The organism is Pseudoalteromonas galatheae (assembly GCF_005886105.2).
GTDB classification, from domain to species: domain Bacteria; phylum Pseudomonadota; class Gammaproteobacteria; order Enterobacterales; family Alteromonadaceae; genus Pseudoalteromonas; species Pseudoalteromonas galatheae.
The window spans coordinates 351,055-369,527 of record NZ_PNCO02000001.1; the positions used below are offsets into that span (position 1 = coordinate 351,055).

Genomic DNA, 18,473 nt, shown 5'->3' on the forward strand with positions numbered 1-18,473 from the left:
CCATGAAGAAGTTAACGATGGCCTCATTGGCTTTATGTGTTGCAGCACTCACCGCGGGTTGCTCTTCAAGTGATGATGAAGAAGAGTTAACGCTCCCTGAGATCAACAATCAATTCGACGCCGCTGTTGTATGGCAAGAGGGGATTGGTGACGGGGTTGAGCACTACTTTTCACGCTTATCTCCAGTAAGCTATCAAAGCACTGTTTTTGCAGCTGCCCGTGAAGGTTTAGTGACAGCATTTGACGCACAAACAGGTGAAGAAAAGTGGCGAGTTGATGTTCGTGAGAATAAGAGCTTTTGGCCATGGGAAGACAGTGACAGTGCGAAGCTGTCAGGTGGGATCACACAAGCTTATGGCAAACTGTATGTTGGTTCTGAGCACGGACAGGTTTTTGCGCTGGACCGTGAAACTGGCGAAATCGTTTGGCGTAAGTCAGTACCAGGTGAAGCGCTGTCTGCGCCAGCTGCAGGTGACGGTCTTCTTTACGTTAACTTAGGTTCAGGCAAGCTGGTTGCGCTGCACCCAGATACAGGTGAAGAGCGTTGGCACTATGAGCAAGAAGTTCCTGCGCTGACATTACGTGGTTTAAGCTCACCAACGAGCGCGAATGGTGGTGTATTGGTTGGCGAAGAAAGTGGCAAGTTAACCGCACTGATCGCTGAAAACGGTTTTACTGCTTGGAGCTCGGATGTTGCAATTGCAAAAGGGGCTTCTGAGTTTGAACGTTTGGTCGATGTTGATACTAAACCCGTTGTAAGCGGCGCATATGTGTATTCTATCGCCTATAATGGTAAACTAGTCGCTATTGATGTGCGCAGCGGCAATGTAGTGTGGGATCGTGAGTACAGTAGTTACCGAGACCTCACACTCGATCTTGACGTAATTTATTTGGTTGATAGCGACGGCGTACTGTACGCACTAGACAAAAACTCTGGTATTGAACGTTGGACACAACCTGCTCTGCGCGGTTGGTATCTAACCGCTCCTACGGTTGCTGGCAACTACGTAGTGGTTGGCGATCAGGAAGGTAACTTACACTGGCTGGATAAGAGCTCTGGTGAGTTGGTATCGCGTACCGAGTTTGATAGTTCAGGCTTTTTTGTCGAACCGATTGTGGTTGATGGCAAAGTATTTGTTTACACGCGTGATGGTGAACTTAGCGCAGTTCAAATTCCGCAGTAACTTTCTGAATTTTTAGATATTTTATGGGGCTTCGCTTTTGCGAAGCCTTTTGTTGTTTTTAAAAGAGGTAGTCTATGCTTCCTGTGATCGCTCTGGTTGGGCGACCTAATGTGGGTAAGTCCACACTGTTTAATCGTTTAACACGTACTCGTGACGCGTTAGTTGCTGACTTTCCGGGTCTGACTCGCGACCGTAAATACGGCCAAGCAAACTATGAAGGCTACGAGTTTATTGTGGTAGACACGGGTGGTATCGATGGCTCTGAAGAAGGCATTGAAACTGAAATGGCCGAGCAGTCGCTGCTTGCAATTGAAGAAGCGGATATTGTGCTATTTTTGGTGGATGCGCGCGCAGGTATGACGGTTGCTGATCAAGCTATCGCGCAGCACCTTCGTAAACAACAGAAAAACTGCTTTGTTGTCGCCAATAAAACGGATGGCATTGATGCTGACTCCAACTGTGCTGAGTTTTACCAGTTAGCGCTCGGTGACGTTCAACAGATCGCCGCCGCGCACGGTCGAGGTGTTACTCAATTATTAGAGCTGACGCTACAACCGATTATCGCTGAGCTTACGGCTCAAGATGAAGAGCTTGAGCATGACGATGAAGATATCGCCGAGCTTTACCTTGAAGGTGAAGAAGTCGAAGACGGTAAAACGGGTTTTGAAGACAAGCCTGTTAAACTCGCGATTATCGGTCGTCCAAATGTCGGTAAGTCAACACTAACTAACCGTATTTTAGGTGAAGACCGCGTTATCGTTTACGATATGCCGGGCACAACGCGCGACTCAATTTACATTCCGATGACGCGCAATGATAAAGAATACGTGTTAATCGACACTGCCGGCGTGCGTAAACGTAAGAAAGTCAGCGATGTCGTAGAGAAATTTTCGGTTATCAAAACACTGCAAGCGATTGAAGATGCCAATGTGGTATTGCTCGTTGTAGACGCGCGAGAGGGGATCTCAGATCAAGACTTGAGTCTACTTGGTTTTGCACTAAATGCGGGTCGCTCGTTGGTTATTGCGGTAAACAAATGGGATGGCCTTGATGATTATGTCAAAGAGCGCATCAAAACTGAGCTAGACAGACGACTGGGCTTTGTGGATTTTGCTCGTTTGCACTTTATCAGCGCATTACATGGTACAGGTGTTGGTCACTTGTTTGAGTCGATTGACGAAGCTTATGAATCAGCGACTAAGCGAGTAAGTACGGCAATGTTACGCCGTATTATGGATATGGCTCAGGCGGATCACCAGCCTCCACTGGTTCGTGGACGTCGGGTAAAACTTAAGTATGCACACGCAGGTGGTTATAACCCGCCGCGTATCGTTATCCACGGCAATATGGTGCATGAACTGCCAGATAGCTATAAGCGCTATTTAATGAACTACTATCGTAAAGCGCTTAACGTAATGGGTACGCCGATTAAGATTGAATTCCGCGAAGGGGATAACCCTTACGCTGGCCGTTCAAACAAAATGACGCTATCGCAAAAGCGTAAGCTTCGTGCATTTGCAAAAGAAAACCGCAATAAGCCGTAAGGCTCTTTGCGTGAAGTTTAGCTCGACGCCATCTGGTTAGTGCGTCGAGCTAAACATAAGTTCCATATCTATCCAACCGATTCCTGTTTCCACATCTGACTATAATTAACGTTAACCCAGAACTCTCTCACTTTGTTTTACCTTGCCCAACATTTGTGCTTAAGTTATATATAGTTACATTAGGTTTTATTGATAGTGAGGATTAGGTGTTTGCCAAAACGGTGATTTATGTAGAATGTGTTGAGGAAGTGCTGGATTTTTACTATCAAGCATTTGGTTTGAGCACTTTTGATATGACCGATGAAGGGGATTATGGTGAGCTAGACACCGGAGAAGTGAAACTCGCCTTTGCCAGTCATCCATTGGCCCAATCACAGTTTAGGCAAGACTATATTCGTTGCCATCCCAAACAGCCTGCACTTGGTTTTGAAATTAGCATCAGCTGTGAAAATGTCCCTGAATGCTATGATAAGGCAGTAGCCGCTGGGGCTGAGCCATTAAGCCCACCAAACCAAAAGGGCAGAGTAACACAAGCTTATGTAAGAGCCATTGAAGGGACTTTAGTTGCTTTGGTATCAAAGCCCGGTGAATAGCGGCACTCACAAGGGGTGAGCGCCATGTTGATGCGGTGTGCTTTTATTCGATATCGACAAGTAGTCTAGCAAGACCAACGGGCTCGATTTCAACACAAACGTTGTCATCGTTCCAGTTTAGACCAACGAGTGCATCATCTTCTTTTAGGTCGAGCACCCATTCGTCAAGAAAACTTTCAACATCAATACTCATCGGCGAGAACTCACTCCACTCGTCGCGACATTGAGCTTGCGCTTTTTCTTCACTATCCCACAGCAATAACACATCAGTCTCGTCAAACTGGTTAGAGTCAACCACAACCATGCCACCGTCATCAGAGCTAAGTGCCCAAACGCTTTCAGTATTTTTTACTTGCTCAATAAACTCACTGACTTCTGAGCCAATTTCTTCTTCATTCATCATAGGTGTTCTCAATTTCGTGGATCAGTTTGCTGGGCGATTGCTTGGCTTTGCCAACGGCTATGAAATGCCATTAGGTTGGTGTAATCGCTCAGGTCGACGAGCTCTCTAAATAGAACCCAATCAATAAGGCAGTATAAACTGATTTGGAGATAATCACAGTGTAAAAACTCTTCTGTCACACACTCTTCATTGAGATAGTGCAGGGTATGGCCAATTCGCTCCCGCTGTAGATTAAAAAATAGTTTATCTTGTTCAATGTCAAAACCAGAGCGCTTACTAAGTAACAGCTCCACCAAAGAATCATTGCAGGCATTGATAAGGACCAACCAGTTTTCTTGATCCCAACTGGGAAATGGAAGTTGATGCTTTTCGCGGAGGTAGCGAACAATCAAATTGGAATCACAAATAAGTTGTGCATCGTCTATTAAAAATGGGATCTTACGAGCAGGATTATGGCGAATAAGTTCGTCATGGCCTGCTTCAGAAAATATGTCTATATGCTGGTAGCTCATTGGGAGCTGTTTAGCCGCGGCCCACATTCTAATTCGACGGGCGTATGGACTGGTGTTCGAACCGATAAGTTTCATGCCATCATTCCTTCAACTAAGTATCTTTCGCTCATTCAGAAAATGTAGCGAGTTGGTATTACGGAATGATGGCGAAGTGATTCAATTTTCGCAAGCGAATTAATCGCTACGACTGGTTACCTCAAGCAAGTGAAAACCAAATTGCGTTTGCACTGGCCCTTGTACTTGATTGATTGGGGCTGAAAAAACCACTTTATCGAATTCAGGCACCATCATGCCCGGTCCGAACTCACCTAGCGCACCACCATCTTGGCCCGACGGGCAATTGGAGTACTGCTTTGCGATTTCTGCGAAATCTTCCCCTGCTGCAATGCGTTCTTTGAGCTCCATGCATTGCGCTTCACTATCTACTAGGATGTGTCTTGCACTAGCGATTGCCATAATTTCTCCGATGATTATTTATTATTCATACTTTATTCTAATCTAGGTACGTTAAAAAATCAGCTTATCTAGGCAAGAGTTTTTCAATTTCGCTAGTGAGCTCGTCAGACATAGGTTTAGTGCGGCTGTTAAAACGCTTAATTGTTTTACGATCAGCTGACACTAAGTATTTGTAAAAATTCCAGTTTGGAGAGCTTGTTACTTCATTCAAATGTTGGAAAATGGGGTTGGCATCAGAGCCTCTGACTTCCGAGGTAGCAAACATATTGAAGGTTACGCCGTAGTTGATAAAACAGACTTTTGCAGTTTCTTTCTCGTCGTCTTCTTCTTGGAAAAAGTCATCAGAGGGAAACCCAAGTACAACAAGGCCTTTATCTTGATATTTTTGATGTAGTTGCTCTAGGCCTTCAAACTGACCAGTAAATCCACAGTTACTGGCTGTGTTTACGATGAGGAGTGGTTTGTCTTTAAATTCACACAGGTTGAGTGAGTCGTCAGAACGCAGTTTTCGCAGCTCAACATTGGTAAAATCATCACAGCTGGATGTCTTTGCATACGCGTTACTCGAGATTAGGAAACCAAGCGCTAAGCTCAGAATCGAAAGACTTTTTATCATCAGTGCTTTCCTTTTATTTATGTTATCTCTTATGATACGAAAATATTCGTTACCTTGATCAGCCTTCATGAATATTAGACTCGCCAAACAGCATGACCTTTGTGCCATTGTAGCCATCTACAACGAAACGATACCGAGCCGCAAAGTCACGGCGGATACGGAGCCCGTAAGCGTAGCACAAAAGCAAAGTTGGTTCGCCGGACATACGCAAAATCGCCCAATTTATGTGGTAGAGCAGGCAGATGAGGTGGTTGCGTGGATAAGCTTTAGCAGCTTTTATGGACGCCCTGCCTACGATGGTACGGCTGAGGTGAGTATTTATCTTGCAAAAGCCGCACAAGGCCAAGGGTTAGGTAGTAAACTCATGGATTTTGCGGAGCAGCAAGCGCCAACCCTGTTTATAACAACGTTACTTGGCTTTATTTTTTCTCATAATCTCCCCAGTATCCGCTTGTTTGAAAAGCACGGTTATAAAAAGTGGGGAGAATTACCCAATGTCGCGGTTATGGATGGTAATCGCTATAGCTTGACGATTTTGGGTAAGTCTCTCGCTTAGTTTGATATGCCGTTGGACTATTGTTTCAAAAAGTAAGTGTAGTCGCCGCGTAGAACATATCAAAATAGTGCTATTTTTTAGCGTCTTGTGATTCTTCTACTAAACTGGATCTCAGAATTATCGGTAAAGGATCTGGTTATGACGAATCGCGTGCTGATTATTGACAGCAGCAGTGTGCAAGCGATGCGAGTAAAGGTATTATTTGAGTTACTCGGTGGTGAGGTAGAGCATGTGCATTACCGGAGTCTAGAAGCAAATCTCGATTTCGATAAATTTGATGTCATCGTTATCGCTCATGGTGTGCCCGCCAATAAGCTCCAAGCGTTATACCAATTAAGAGAACATGATAAGTTAGTTTTATTGGCTCCAAAACCCGACAATGCGGAGCACTTGAAGTCGTTTAGCGAAATTAACCGTGCCCTACCAAATGGTATTGTTATCTATCCCTTCTTTGCCAATAAAGATATTACTGGCTTGCTTGAGCGCCTACTGGAAATCGGTTCTACTAACACCTTAGTACTGCCTAAAGTATTGCTGGTCGACCATCATACTCCTCGTCTTGAAGCCTTGGCAAACGGCCTGCGTGGTGCACAATTAGCTGTCACAACCGCCACAACGCTCAATGAAGCGATGCAAGTCGTTGAACGACAGTCGGTCGACCTTTTGATCTGTGATTTTAATCTAGAGAAAGATACCGGTTTAGATGTATTTAATAAAGTTCGTCAAGTGCATCACAATTGCCGCTGCTTATTGATGACTTCTCGGGTTAATCAAGTGGATATGTTAGAAGCCGTGCGTCAAGGGGTTGAAGACATTCTGATCAAGCCGTTTGATGAGAGCGATTTATTACAAAGCTTACATAAACTATGGCAAACGGAGTTATTGAGGCGCCATAACCAAGAGCTAGTTGAGCGTTTACAGGATACGGTAGACGCATTGATAGAGCGCGATAGTCTGTTGCGAGTGATTTACAAGCATACCCCAGATCCGATTATGTTGTTCAATCGTCAAGGTCATATCATTGAAGCAAATGATGCGTGTTGCGAGTTGTTTGAACTTACACAAGAAGAATTGCAGCCGTTATCGATTTTTGAGCTATTTGATGAAATATCAGTATCGCAATTGCGCGACTTAATGAAGCATGTTGGTATGTTAAAGCACTTCAACTGTGAACTGAGTTTGCCAAAAGCTGGCGAACGCAGCATTCCTTTAATGGGAACGTTTAATGAAATTGATCATCATGGAGATATGGCATTTGCCGTCATTTTTAAAAATGTCTCAAAGCTTAAAGAGCAGCAAGAAGTGTTAGAAGAAACCAAAGAGTTGCTAGAGTTTGAAGTGCAAGCTCGAACAGCACAGTTACAAAAAGCTAAAGAGGCGGCGGAAGCGGCTAATCTATCAAAATCTGAATTTTTGGCCAATATGTCCCATGAATTACGCACGCCAATGCACTCCATTTTAAGTTTCGCTCGATTTGGTTTAGATAAACTCACGGCTCCTGAAGTACCTACAGATAAACTCAAAAAATATTTATCTCGTATCGAAACCAGCGGTGAGCGCCTATTGGTGCTTCTTAATAACTTGCTTGATTTATCAAAACTAGATGCGGGACGTTTTCCATTTAATCCAAGTTTCCATAATTTGATTAATGTGATCCAAAGCGGCATTGAAGATGTGTCCGGCACTGCGCTTGAGAAAAAGATAAAAATTCGCTTTGAAAAGCCAGAGCAAGGCGTGATGACCTTTTGCGATCCGGAGCAAATGAACCAAGTGATCAGAAACTTATTAGGTAATGCGCTCAAGTTTAGTCCTGAAGGTAGTGAGGTGAGAGTACTGCTAAGCTGTAAAGATCAAGATATTCATATCAAGATCACCGACCAAGGAGTTGGTATTCCTGATGATGAATTGGAGCAAATTTTTGCCAAGTTTGTACAAAGTAGTAAAACAGACAGCGGTGCTGGCGGCACGGGATTAGGCCTTGCTATTTGTAAGGAGTTTATTTTATTGCACAAAGGGCAGATATACGCAGAAAACAATCCTGAGGGCGGTGCGTGTATTAATGTGAGCTTGCCTTTAATAGAGCACCTTTAAAGTAATGCGATGTAATTGGTGTGATTGGAAAGGCGTTGAGTAAGCGTCTATAAATAATAATAGAGCTTGTAAAAATACAATGTGGTTGGGAGCTGTTGAAGCATAGATCTGAAGTTACCGTATTTTCCCCGCAGTACCTTTTCCCATTGTGAACCAACGAAGGAAGGACATCTATTTATGGCTTTACGAAGAATCTTAGCTGTTGACGACGAACCATTTAATTTAGAAATCATTGAAGAGATTTTAGAAGACTTAGACTTTGAGTTAAAAACCGTTGAAAGCGGTCATGAATGTCTAGCTGTAGTTGAAGACTTCGATCCTCAAGTGATTTTGCTTGATGTAAGCATGCCAAAGATGAGTGGTTATGAGGTGTGTAAGGCGATTAAAGCCAACCCAAATACACAGCATATTATTGTTATGTTTGTGTCGGCAAGAGGTTCTGTTGAAGAGCGGATGGAAGGCTATTCGGTTGGTGCTGAAGATTATATTGTTAAGCCGTTTGGCCAAGGTGAGTTAAAAGCTAAGCTCACGCACTTGAACCAAATGCTATTAGAAAAAGATATTCTGGCTCAGCAAATTGAGGATGCAACTTCCACGGCATTTAGCGCCATGGCTAATAGCAGTGAAATGGGGCAGATTGTTAACTACATTGAGCAAATTGGTGACATAGAAACGATCCCGAGACTGGCAGAAGCGCTATGTCAATGTTTAAAGGGACTGGGACTTAATTGTAATGTTGAGGTCCGGCTTGAGGGACAAAAACATCACTTCGCAACTGCGGGTATTTGTTCGCCTATCGTGATTGAATTATTTGAGATCTTACACACCAAAGGGCGATTACATGAATTTACCAATCGCATATTGGTTAACTACCCGTTTTTGAGTATTTTGATCCTCAATATGCCGGGAGACGACCCTGATAAACACGGAAGGTTACGGGATCATATTTGTTTTATTGCCAGTGTAACTGAGCAACAGTTGATTGCCATTTCTACTAAACGCAAGCTGGTACAGCAACATGAAGATTTGGAAGAAGCGATAAAAATGGTGCAGGGTAAGTTTAACAGCATGGTGTCGCTGCTTGATAAAAATCGTCAAGAAAATGAAGAAGTATTCCGCTCACTACAGGAGCTATTCGAAGAGCGCATTCCGACGATGGGCTTAGATGAAGATCAGGAGATGTTTATCTATCAAAACGTCGATAAAGCGATTCAAAGTTCAGTGGCACGAGAAGAAAGTGTGCGAGAAGTGAAAAGTGGTTTCTATGATATCGAGGAAGATTTAAAACTACTTTCCCGACGTTCAGAATAGTCTCTTTCACTTCCAATACCGCCGTAGGTCGCGCTTTAGCGCGACTTTTTTAACGCAATACTGTTCACCTATTTAGCCGTAGGTCGCGCTTTAGCGCGACTTTTTTAACGCAATTCTGTTCACCTATTTGGCCGTAGGTCGTGCTTTAGCGCGACAATCCAGCTAAGCGTCTCGTGGTAAGCCCTTTTCAATAATGCGGATCAGCCTTGCTTTTTTGCGCTCATGTTGATCTGACTTTTGCCTTTGTTGCTCCAGCGCCCAGTCGATATGTTCGATAACAAGGGGAGTGGTATTTTGACGCTTTGCTTCCAGCGCTATAACGATAGCTTCATCGTATTGTGCATTGCCAAGGCCAACGGCTAAATTTCGTAGCCAACGTTCATGTCCAATCCGACGAATGGGGCTACCTTCGGTGTTCTTCAAAAATGTTGCTTCATCCCAAGCAAATAAACTCAATAACTGCTGATCTTTCAGTTGAGTTCGCGGCAAAAAGTCGGTTTCTTCCGTTATTTGGCCATAGCGATTCCACGGGCAAACTAACTGGCAATCATCACAACCGTATATCCGGTTGCCCATTTTTGCCCTAAACTCTTCTGGAATAGCGCCTTGAAGCTCTATGGTGAGATACGAAATACAGCGTCTTGCATCGACGACATAAGGTTCGACTATAGCGCCGGTGGGGCATAAAGTTAGACAGGCAGTACAACGGCCGCAACCCTCTTCTTGGTTTGGTTTATCAATAGGAAGAGGAATATCAACAAACAGTTCACCCAAGAAAAACCAAGAGCCCGCCTGCTTATTAATCACTAGACTGTTTTTTCCACGCCAGCCAAGCCCAGCTTTTTCTGCAATTTGTCGCTCCAGCACTGGGGCAGAGTCAACAAAAGGACGAAACCCTAACGCCCCGACTTCTTGCTCAATTTTTTGTCCGAGCTGCTTGAGTCTGTTGCGCATCACTTTATGATAGTCTCGGCCTAATGCATAACGAGAGATGTAGGCGGTGGTTTTATTACCAAGCGCTCTGGCAAAGCTAGCATCAGGTGGCAGGTAGTTCATTTTTACCGAAATAATACGCTGAGTGCCAGGAACCAATTCAGCGGGGCGAGCACGTTTCATTCCATGCGCCGCCATATACGCCATCTCACCATGATAGCCAGCGTCTAACCAGCGCTGAAGTTGCGCTTCATGCTCACGTAAATCAATGTCGGTTATACCGACTTCTGCAAAGCCAAGTTCTTGGCCCCATTGCTTAATTTGTGCTGCAAGTTCACTATAATTGATATTATCGGTCGTCACGGGAAGAAATAATGGCTAATGAATACACGGACAATTTACCACAATTTGCTTATTCAGCCCAACAAGTGCAGCAATATGAAGCAAAAGCCGCTAAGCTATCAGGCACTGATCTAAGTACCTTAATGCAACGAGCTGGGGCCGCTGCATTTCGCTTTATTGAAAACAGCCAGCCCAAATCCAGCCATATCTTAATTATCACCGGTAAAGGCAATAATGCAGGAGACGGTTTTGTCGTCGCTCAATTATGTCAACAGGCTGGGTTTTCCGTCACCGTCTTTGCGTTATTTGCACCCGAAAGCTTAACGGGTGATGCGCAGCAGGCATTCTCTCAATACCAAGGCGCATTGGTTTTTTCTTTAAACGATGCAGAGTTAAGTCAGTTTTCGGTTGTGGTTGATGGCGTGTTCGGCACTGGTTTTAGAGGTGAGTTGCCTGAGCATGTTTGCCTTTGTTATGACAGAATAAATAAACTGCCGGTTACTAGGTTGGCACTTGATGTACCGAGCGGTATAAATGCCACAACAGGAGAAGTTGCATCTAGTGCATTTTTAGCTACCGAAACCATTACCTTTATCGCGTTAAAACAGGGCTTACTTAGCGGCTCAGCTAAGTGTTTTGTGGGAACGTTATTGTTAGCCGACTTGGATGTTGGTGAAGCATTCAAAACTCTAGTAACGCCAACTTCTAATTATTTAAATCATGAAACATTAATGGCAGCAAGGCCACTGCGAGCACTAGATAGCTATAAAAATGCACATGGCCATGTGTTACTTATTGGCGGTAATCGTGGTATGGCTGGGGCAATTCGATTGGCAGCAGAAGCCGCTCTGCGAGCAGGGGCTGGCCTTGTATCGGTCGCTACTCATCCTGATAATATCGCGAGCGTCTTGCAGGGGCGCTTTGAATTAATGGTACACGGTGTTGAGAGTACGAATGAGTTATCGCCATTGATGAAAAAAGCCAGTGTGATAGTGCTTGGTCCCGGGCTTGGTCAAGACGCTTGGGCCAAAGCTCTCTTTAACTGTGCGATGGCAACTGAATTGCCGATGGTTGTGGATGCTGATGGGCTCAATTGTTTAGCGCATGCACCGAGGCAAAAATCAAACTGGGTGTTAACGCCTCACCTAGGTGAAGCTAGACGATTATTGAACCACTTAGAGACACCACTAAATGAACACGACCGCTTCGCGGTGGCTAAAAAAATTAGCCATGAATATGGCGCTGTTACGGTACTAAAAGGGCCGGGCAGTTTGATATCTGAAGGTGAGCGGATAAATATTAATCGTTCAGGCTGTGCAGGAATGGCGAGTGCTGGGATGGGCGATGTTTTATCTGGTATCATAGGCGGTTTAATTGCCCAAGGGATGGAAGCATTTGCTGCAACAAACCTAGCCGTGTATATTCATGGTTTGGCTGCCGAGCAGGCTGCTCATGATGGCGAAAAAGGTATGTTGGCCGGGGATTTATTCGAACATATTCGAGGTATTTTAGGGTGACGACAGGTCATATGAAATTCGATTTGGCTGATGAGCCAGCAACAGTTGCCATGGGTAATAAAATTGCCAATGTTATTCGTCAAGGTGCGGTACTATTTTTACACGGTGATTTAGGCGCAGGTAAAACTACGCTCACTCGCGGGATCGTGCAAAGCCTTGGTCATTCAGGTAAGGTAAAAAGTCCAACTTATACCTTAGTTGAACCTTATGAACTGGATGATGTCTCAATATATCATTTTGATTTATATCGATTAGGTTCGCCTGAAGAGCTCGAATACATGGGGATCCGGGATTACTTTGCAAGTAATGCTATCTGTGTTGTTGAGTGGCCTGAAAAAGGTGAAGGCTTTATTCCAAACCCAGATATAGACGTCACAATGCAGTATGCTGGTGATGGCCGTCAAATTACACTTGAGGCCAAGTCTAGCCGCGGCGAGGCACTATTAAAACAATTACAAGATTATGCGTAATCAGCCGACTATTAGTTATATTTTCATTTTAATCTGCATGCTCTTAACGAGTATGCACAGCATCGCCCAAAACGCCATCGAAAGTGTGCGTGTTTGGCCCTCCCCAGAAAGCACTCGTATTGTTTTTGATATGAGTAATAAGCCAGATTACAGCTATTTTGTGCTGAAAAATCCGCTGCGCTTGGTTATCGACCTTGAAAACACCAAGCAAAAAAAAGACTTTCCGAGTGTTCCTGACGAACATCGAGTTGTCAATAAGGTGCGCCACAGCAAGCCGAAAAACAACAATTCTGCACGTATTGTTGTGGAGCTTAGCCGCAGCGCTACGCCAAAAATCTTTGCGCTAGCACCAACTGGCCCGTATAAAAACCGCTTAGTCGTTGATTTGTATGGTAAGCAGATGAGTGCTTATGACGATACAAAAACTGCCACACCACGAAAAACACTCGCGCAAGATAGAGATATAGTCATCGCCATCGATGCTGGTCATGGTGGTGAAGATCCAGGTTCTATTGGACCTTCTGGTACTTATGAAAAGCTCGTAACCATTCAAATTGCGAAGCGTTTAGCACGCTTAGTCGATAGCCAGCCGGGAATGAGCGCAAAGCTTATTCGTACTGGCGATTATTACCTTAAGTTGAATACGAGAACCGCAAGAGCACGCGAAAGAAAAGCGGATTTCTTTGTGTCTATTCACGCAGATGCCTTCACCAGCCCTCAACCACGCGGTGCGTCGGTTTGGGTGTTATCATTGCGCAGAGCAAATTCAGAAATAGGTAAATGGCTAGAAGACAAAGAAAAACACTCACAATTATTGGGAGGGGCTGCCGATTTAATTAAAGATACGGCCAACGAAAAGTATTTGGCCAAAGCGCTACTTGATATGTCGATGGAACACTCGATGAAAACTGGGTTTCAGGTCGCAGAAGAAGTCGTCAAAGAACTGAAAAAAGTGGCAAAAATGCACAAGAGCAGACCGCAAGCCGCAAACTTTGGGGTATTAAAATCACCAGATATACCTTCGATCCTGGTGGAAACTGGCTTTATTTCAAATCCCAAAGAAGAAAAGCTATTAATGTCTCCACATTATCAAGAGCGTTTAGCTCGAGCGATTTTTAGTTCGATAAAGGGCTATTATGAGAAGAACCCACCGGATAATTCGCTCTTTGCGCGAATGCAATCCAACAAGCCGGTTACGCATAAAGTAAAAAGTGGCGAGTCATTGAGTGTGCTGGCTAGCCGTTATGGTATTACGGTCAGTGAACTGAAAAAAGCAAATAACCTGAAAAGCAATACCTTGTTTATTGGGCAAGTCTTAACTATTCCAAAAGCGTAAATGATGACGATAGAAATACTTCCAGCTCGGTTGGCCAACCAAATCGCTGCCGGTGAGGTGGTGGAGCGGCCAGCGTCCGTTGTGAAAGAGCTGGTGGAAAACAGTATTGATGCTGGTGCGACGCGCATTCAAATAGATATTGAGCGTGGAGGGCACAAGCTCATTCGGATCCGTGATAACGGTATTGGTATTGTTAAAGACGAGCTGATGTTGGCGTTGTCTCGCCACGCGACAAGTAAACTGAAAAGTTTGGACGATCTGGAATGTATTGCTTCGCTTGGCTTTCGAGGTGAGGCGCTGGCATCCATCAGTTCAGTATCGCGGCTGACTCTGAGCTCTAAGCCGCAAGCGCAAGAAACTGCTTGGCAAGCTTTCGCTGAAGGGCGAGATATGGCTGTGCAGGTTCAACCTACCGCGCATCCAGATGGCACCACCATTGAAGTCAAAGATCTGTTTTTCAACACGCCTGCGCGCAGGAAGTTTTTACGCACCGAAAAAACCGAGTTTAGCCATATTGATGAATTGGTTAAGCGCATTGCATTGAGTCGTTTTGATGTTGCCATCACGCTCACTCATAACCAAAAGGTGGTTCGTCAATATCGCCCACGCACTATTGAAAAAGGGGTTGAGCGAGTTGCGCAAGTTGGCGGTAAAGCATTCTTACAGCAAGCAAGCTTTATTGACTCAGGGCATGAGGGACTGAGGTTATTTGGTTGGGTGTTACCTGCGGGGGTGAACAACGGCACACAATATACCTACGTAAATGGTCGTATGATGCGAGATAAGCTCATCTTGCATGCGATTCGTCAAGCATTTGATGAATCAATCGGGCATGAAGATCTCCCCGGTTTTGTCATATATCTTGAATTAGACCCGAGACAAGTTGACGTTAACGTCCACCCAGCGAAACACGAAGTTCGTTTTCATCAAGCGCGCTTGGTTCACGATTTTATTGTACAAGCAATAAAGCAGGTCGCGACGGAACAAATTGATCTACCTTGTACAATCGAGACTGAGACTCAAGGACCTGATACCACCTCGCCATTATTTACGCCTCAAGAACAGGTAGATGAAACCTATCATCAAAGTTATCGTTCAACCCTACAGCCCGAAACACAAGCGCAGGCCTATTCGGCTCCAAGTGCCTTTGGCGAGCGTTCTGAAGCATCAAGAGCAGCCTCAAGTAGTGGTCGAAGTAATTATGGCGGTGCAACAGGCTGTGGCAAAAAGCAGGTCAATGTGAACCAGCTCTATCAAGGGCTATCACACCAACAAATGCAGCACTTCGATAAAGTTGAAGAAGGTGCATTACCGCCAAGTGAAGTAAGTAGCGTCCCGATATCCGCCAGTAAATCTAGCTGGATGTTGTTGCCACAAGGCAAAGTTATGCTTGAGCAAGACAATCAGTTGTTGTTTGGTGATTGTAGGCAGGGACTATTGCCATATTGGCAGATGCAAATTGAACAAGATGGCACACTGCAAGGCAAAGCGCTGTTGTTACCTGTGCGCATCAAGTTAGATAAAGCCGTACTGGAAGCATTACAGCAGCGTGAAACTTGGTTGGCAATTTTAGGGTTTGCGATTGAAATTTTTGATGGCCATATTTTAGTTAAAAAATTGCCTGTGTCGCTCTATAGCATAGATGTTGGTGAAATTTCTAAGCAAATGATGGAACCAAGCTCAGATGCTGAACTCCAAGATTGGTTACAGTGGTTAGAAGTCTCAACACCAAGTAGCTATTTCGATAGCCAGCATTTTGATTTAGTTAAAGAAAAATTACTTTCGAAAGCCTCATGTTTGGCTCGTATTCATAAAAGTGCAGTTACAATTGATACCCAGAAGTTGGTCAGTTTTTTAAGTTCGCAGTAATTCGTGCCTAAGTAGGTATTAATTACCATGTACTATCAGCTATAATACGAGATTAGTGCAGTTTATTAGTAGGTTAGATGTGAACAAGTTACCTGTCATTACCCTTATGGGGCCGACAGCAGCGGGTAAAACCGCATTGGCCATAGAGTTATGCCAAGCGTTAAATACCGAAATCATCAGTGTAGACTCGGCGTTAGTGTACAAAGGGATGGATATCGGTACGGCAAAGCCGAGCGCACAAGAGCAAGCAAAGGCACCACATCACCTAATTGATATTATTGACCCTGCACAAAGCTATTCGGTTGCTGAGTTTCGTGCTGATGCTATTAAACTAATTGATGATTTTCATCAGCGTGGCAAGGTGCCAATTTTAGTGGGTGGCACGATGATGTACTTTAAAGGCTTGATTGAAGGCCTGTCGCCATTACCAGAGGCTGATGTCGAAATCAGGGCGATATTGGAGCGCGAGGCTGAACAAAAGGGTTGGCCTGCATTGCATCAACAGTTAAAAGAAATTGACCCAGAAGCCGCGGCTAAAATCAGCGAAAACGACTCGCAGCGCATAAACCGCGCTTTGGAAGTTTATCGTATTAGTGGTAAAACGATGACTCAATTGCAGCAAAGCAAACAGGATGCATTGCCGTATCAATTTCATCAATTTGCGATTGCACCAAGTGACCGAAAAGTCTTGCATGAACGTATAGAGAAAAGATTTGAAATAATGTTGGATGAAGGCTTTAAAAATGAAGTTTTGGCCTTATATCAACGTAAAGATTTACACCCTGATTTGCCTTCTATTCGCTGTGTCGGATATCGGCAAATGTGGGAGTATTTAGCTGGCGAGTGCGATTATAACGAAATGGTTTTCAAAGGCGTCGCAGCGACCAGACAACTGGCGAAGCGGCAATTAACTTGGCTGAGGGGGTGGCAAGATGTGACTTGGCTTGACACCGATAGTCAAGAAAACTTGCAACGTGTTCTAACTTCGCTAAGCTAATAGTAGTTGTTAAATCAGCGTGTTCTGATTAAATCAACGACCTGACATAATAACACCTAAAACGAAGGATAAGAAAATGGCAAAAGGCCAATCTTTACAAGACCCATTTTTGAATGTCTTGCGTCGTGAGCGCATTCCTGTCTCAATTTTTTTAGTGAATGGCATTAAATTACAGGGCAAGATCCAGTCATTTGACCAATTTGTGATTTTGCTTGAAAACACAGTAAACCAAATGGTTTACAAACACGCCATCTCCACTGTGGTTCCAGCTCGTGCGGTTAACTTCCAAAATGCAACAGGAAGTGAAGCGGGCGACCAAAGTGAAGAAGGTAATTATTAATTCTTATTAGTAGGAGCTTAATGCTTGTTTGACCGTTATGAAGCCGGCGAACAGGCAGTCTTGGTTCATATAGAATTTCCACACGAAGGAGATCGCGAAGATCTACGTGAATTGGAAATGCTAGTTTCTTCTGCTGGTGTTAGTAGTGTGGCGGTTGTGCAAGGCAGCCGTCAAGCACCACATGCAAAGTTGTTTGTCGGAACGGGTAAAGCTGAAGAAATTGCCGAGATTGTCAACATCCACAACGCAGATGTCATCATATTTAACCACCAACTCAGTCCCTCACAAGAGCGCAATTTAGAACGCGTTTGTAAGTGCCGAGTGTTAGATAGGACAACGCTGATCTTAGATATTTTCGCGCAAAGAGCCCGTACCCACGAAGGTAAATTGCAGGTTGAGCTTGCTCAGCTAAGGCATATCTCTACGCGCTTAATTCGAGGATGGACGCACTTAGAAAGGCAAAAAGGGGGGATCGGCTTACGTGGTCCGGGTGAAACCCAATTAGAAACCGATAGACGGTTACTAAGAGAGCGAATTAAGAGTATTCGTAAACGATTAGACAAGGTAGCCGTTGTGCGTGAGCAAGGGCGTCGAGCGCGTAGTCGCAATGAGATCCCAACTGTTTCTCTGGTAGGTTACACTAATGCGGGGAAATCGACGCTGTTTAACAAAATTACGGATGCCGATGTTTATGCTGCGGACCAACTATTCGCAACGCTGGACCCTACGCTAAGAAAGATAGAAATTGATGATGTTGGCCCCGTTATCTTAGCAGATACAGTAGGTTTTATTCGCCATTTACCTCATGACTTGGTAGCAGCATTTAAGGCGACTTTAACAGAGACTCGTGAAGCGGATTTACAGCTTCATGTCATTGATGTTGCAGATCCGAGAAGAAAAGAAAATATAGAACAGGTACAATTGGTTCTAGAGGAAATTGAAGCCAATGACATTCCTCAACTTTTAGTCTACAACAAAATTGATCTAATGGACGAAGTTGCGCCTAGAATAGATAGGGACGATGAAGGAAAACCGATCAGAGTGTGGTTAAGTGCCCACTCTGGAGAAGGGATTTCGTTGTTATTCGACGCCGTTAAAGAGTTGTTGGCAAAAACCGTTTTCACGGCTGAGCTTGCCGTACCTCCCGCGCTTGGGCGCTTACGAGGTGCACTATTTGAGCTCAATGCCGTGGATGAAAAAGGCTACGACGAGCAAGGCAATTGGCTTGTTTCGGTAAGAATGCCAAAAATCGAATGGGAAAAGCTCAATAAGGAATTCGGGCGAAATCTCAATGATTTGGTCGTTGGTAGTTAAAAATCGTCAATTTCGAGCGTATTTTTATATGAGAGTCGCTCGAATTTTGTTAGATTTAACCTAATTCATTTAAATAACAATGGAGTATA

The 18,473-nt window shown here is 44.3% G+C and carries 18 protein-coding genes; 13 read left to right on the top strand and 5 right to left on the bottom strand.

From position 1 onward, the window contains the following. The first annotated feature begins 2 nt into the window (after positions 1–2). From bamB to CWC29_RS01470, 3 genes are all read left to right on the top strand, one after another. A complete protein-coding gene (gene bamB, locus CWC29_RS01460) occupies positions 3–1,184 on the top strand; it encodes an outer membrane protein assembly factor BamB (RefSeq protein WP_138524303.1) in 1,182 nt (393 codons plus the stop codon). A 74-nt stretch (positions 1,185–1,258) separates the two neighbouring features. After that, positions 1,259–2,728: a ribosome biogenesis GTPase Der gene (gene der, locus CWC29_RS01465; protein ID WP_128728677.1), complete on the top strand. Its 1,470-nt coding sequence runs from the start codon at positions 1,259–1,261 to the stop codon at positions 2,726–2,728. 206 nt (positions 2,729–2,934) lie between these two features. After that, on the top strand, positions 2,935–3,321 hold the full coding sequence (locus CWC29_RS01470; RefSeq protein ID WP_128728676.1) for a VOC family protein: 387 nt from the start codon (positions 2,935–2,937) through the stop codon (positions 3,319–3,321). A 43-nt stretch (positions 3,322–3,364) separates the two neighbouring features. Here the strand turns inward: CWC29_RS01470 and CWC29_RS01475 are convergent, their stop codons facing one another. From CWC29_RS01475 to CWC29_RS01490, 4 genes are all read right to left on the bottom strand, one after another. Continuing rightward, positions 3,365–3,721, bottom strand: a complete 357-nt coding sequence (locus CWC29_RS01475; RefSeq protein ID WP_010605663.1) for a DUF2750 domain-containing protein — start codon at positions 3,719–3,721, stop codon at positions 3,365–3,367. A gap of 11 nt (positions 3,722–3,732) precedes the next feature. After that, positions 3,733–4,311: a glutathione S-transferase family protein gene (locus CWC29_RS01480; protein WP_128728675.1), complete on the bottom strand. Its 579-nt coding sequence runs from the start codon at positions 4,309–4,311 to the stop codon at positions 3,733–3,735. A gap of 99 nt (positions 4,312–4,410) precedes the next feature. Beyond that, on the bottom strand, positions 4,411–4,692 hold the full coding sequence (locus tag CWC29_RS01485) for a peptidylprolyl isomerase (protein ID WP_010377362.1): 282 nt from the start codon (positions 4,690–4,692) through the stop codon (positions 4,411–4,413). A 64-nt stretch (positions 4,693–4,756) separates the two neighbouring features. After that, positions 4,757–5,308 carry a glutathione peroxidase gene (locus CWC29_RS01490; protein WP_026000907.1) on the bottom strand — a complete coding sequence of 184 codons (552 nt, stop codon included), beginning with the start codon at positions 5,306–5,308 and terminating at the stop codon, positions 4,757–4,759. A 67-nt stretch (positions 5,309–5,375) separates the two neighbouring features. Here CWC29_RS01490 and CWC29_RS01495 point away from each other — a divergent pair, with 67 nt between their 5' ends. The 3 genes from CWC29_RS01495 (at position 5,376) to CWC29_RS01505 (ending at position 9,266) form a co-directional block, all read left to right on the top strand. Then, positions 5,376–5,864: a GNAT family N-acetyltransferase gene (locus tag CWC29_RS01495; protein ID WP_128728674.1), complete on the top strand. Its 489-nt coding sequence runs from the start codon at positions 5,376–5,378 to the stop codon at positions 5,862–5,864. Positions 5,865–6,002: 138 nt separating this feature from the next. Then, positions 6,003–7,955: a hybrid sensor histidine kinase/response regulator gene (locus CWC29_RS01500; protein WP_128728673.1), complete on the top strand. Its 1,953-nt coding sequence runs from the start codon at positions 6,003–6,005 to the stop codon at positions 7,953–7,955. A gap of 177 nt (positions 7,956–8,132) precedes the next feature. Beyond that, positions 8,133–9,266 (top strand): response regulator, encoded by a 1,134-nt coding sequence (locus CWC29_RS01505; protein WP_128728672.1) that lies wholly within the window; start codon positions 8,133–8,135, stop codon positions 9,264–9,266. Between the two features lie 162 nt (positions 9,267–9,428). On the opposite strand, the gene queG is transcribed toward CWC29_RS01505, so the two are convergent. Continuing rightward, positions 9,429–10,562: a tRNA epoxyqueuosine(34) reductase QueG gene (queG, locus tag CWC29_RS01510; RefSeq protein WP_128728671.1), complete on the bottom strand. Its 1,134-nt coding sequence runs from the start codon at positions 10,560–10,562 to the stop codon at positions 9,429–9,431. Positions 10,563–10,573: 11 nt separating this feature from the next. On the opposite strand from queG, the gene CWC29_RS01515 reads away from it, so the two are divergent. The 7 genes from CWC29_RS01515 to hflX all read left to right on the top strand — a co-directional run bounded on the left by CWC29_RS01515 (position 10,574) and on the right by hflX (position 18,384). After that, complete coding sequence (locus CWC29_RS01515; RefSeq protein ID WP_128728670.1) at positions 10,574–12,058, top strand: NAD(P)H-hydrate dehydratase; 1,485 nt, start codon at positions 10,574–10,576, stop codon at positions 12,056–12,058. Continuing rightward, positions 12,055–12,528, top strand: coding sequence for a tRNA (adenosine(37)-N6)-threonylcarbamoyltransferase complex ATPase subunit type 1 TsaE (tsaE, locus tag CWC29_RS01520; RefSeq protein WP_010605655.1), 474 nt, complete (start codon positions 12,055–12,057; stop codon positions 12,526–12,528). The genes CWC29_RS01515 and tsaE overlap by 4 nt, the downstream gene beginning before the upstream one ends. Further along, the gene (locus CWC29_RS01525; protein ID WP_138524507.1) at positions 12,521–13,864 is read left to right on the top strand and encodes an N-acetylmuramoyl-L-alanine amidase; all 1,344 of its coding nucleotides are present in this window, start codon (positions 12,521–12,523) and stop codon (positions 13,862–13,864) included. The genes tsaE and CWC29_RS01525 overlap by 8 nt, the downstream gene beginning before the upstream one ends. Before the next feature lie 3 nt (positions 13,865–13,867). Then, complete coding sequence (gene mutL / locus CWC29_RS01530; protein ID WP_235956614.1) at positions 13,868–15,733, top strand: DNA mismatch repair endonuclease MutL; 1,866 nt, start codon at positions 13,868–13,870, stop codon at positions 15,731–15,733. Positions 15,734–15,839: 106 nt separating this feature from the next. After that, positions 15,840–16,730 carry a tRNA (adenosine(37)-N6)-dimethylallyltransferase MiaA gene (gene miaA / locus CWC29_RS01535; protein WP_209319078.1) on the top strand — a complete coding sequence of 297 codons (891 nt, stop codon included), beginning with the start codon at positions 15,840–15,842 and terminating at the stop codon, positions 16,728–16,730. Between the two features lie 76 nt (positions 16,731–16,806). After that, positions 16,807–17,070, top strand: coding sequence for an RNA chaperone Hfq (hfq, locus tag CWC29_RS01540; RefSeq protein WP_128728666.1), 264 nt, complete (start codon positions 16,807–16,809; stop codon positions 17,068–17,070). A 24-nt stretch (positions 17,071–17,094) separates the two neighbouring features. After that, entirely contained in the window at positions 17,095–18,384 is a 1,290-nt protein-coding gene (hflX, locus tag CWC29_RS01545) for a ribosome rescue GTPase HflX (protein WP_010605651.1), read from the top strand. Positions 18,385–18,473: the final 89 nt, after the last annotated feature.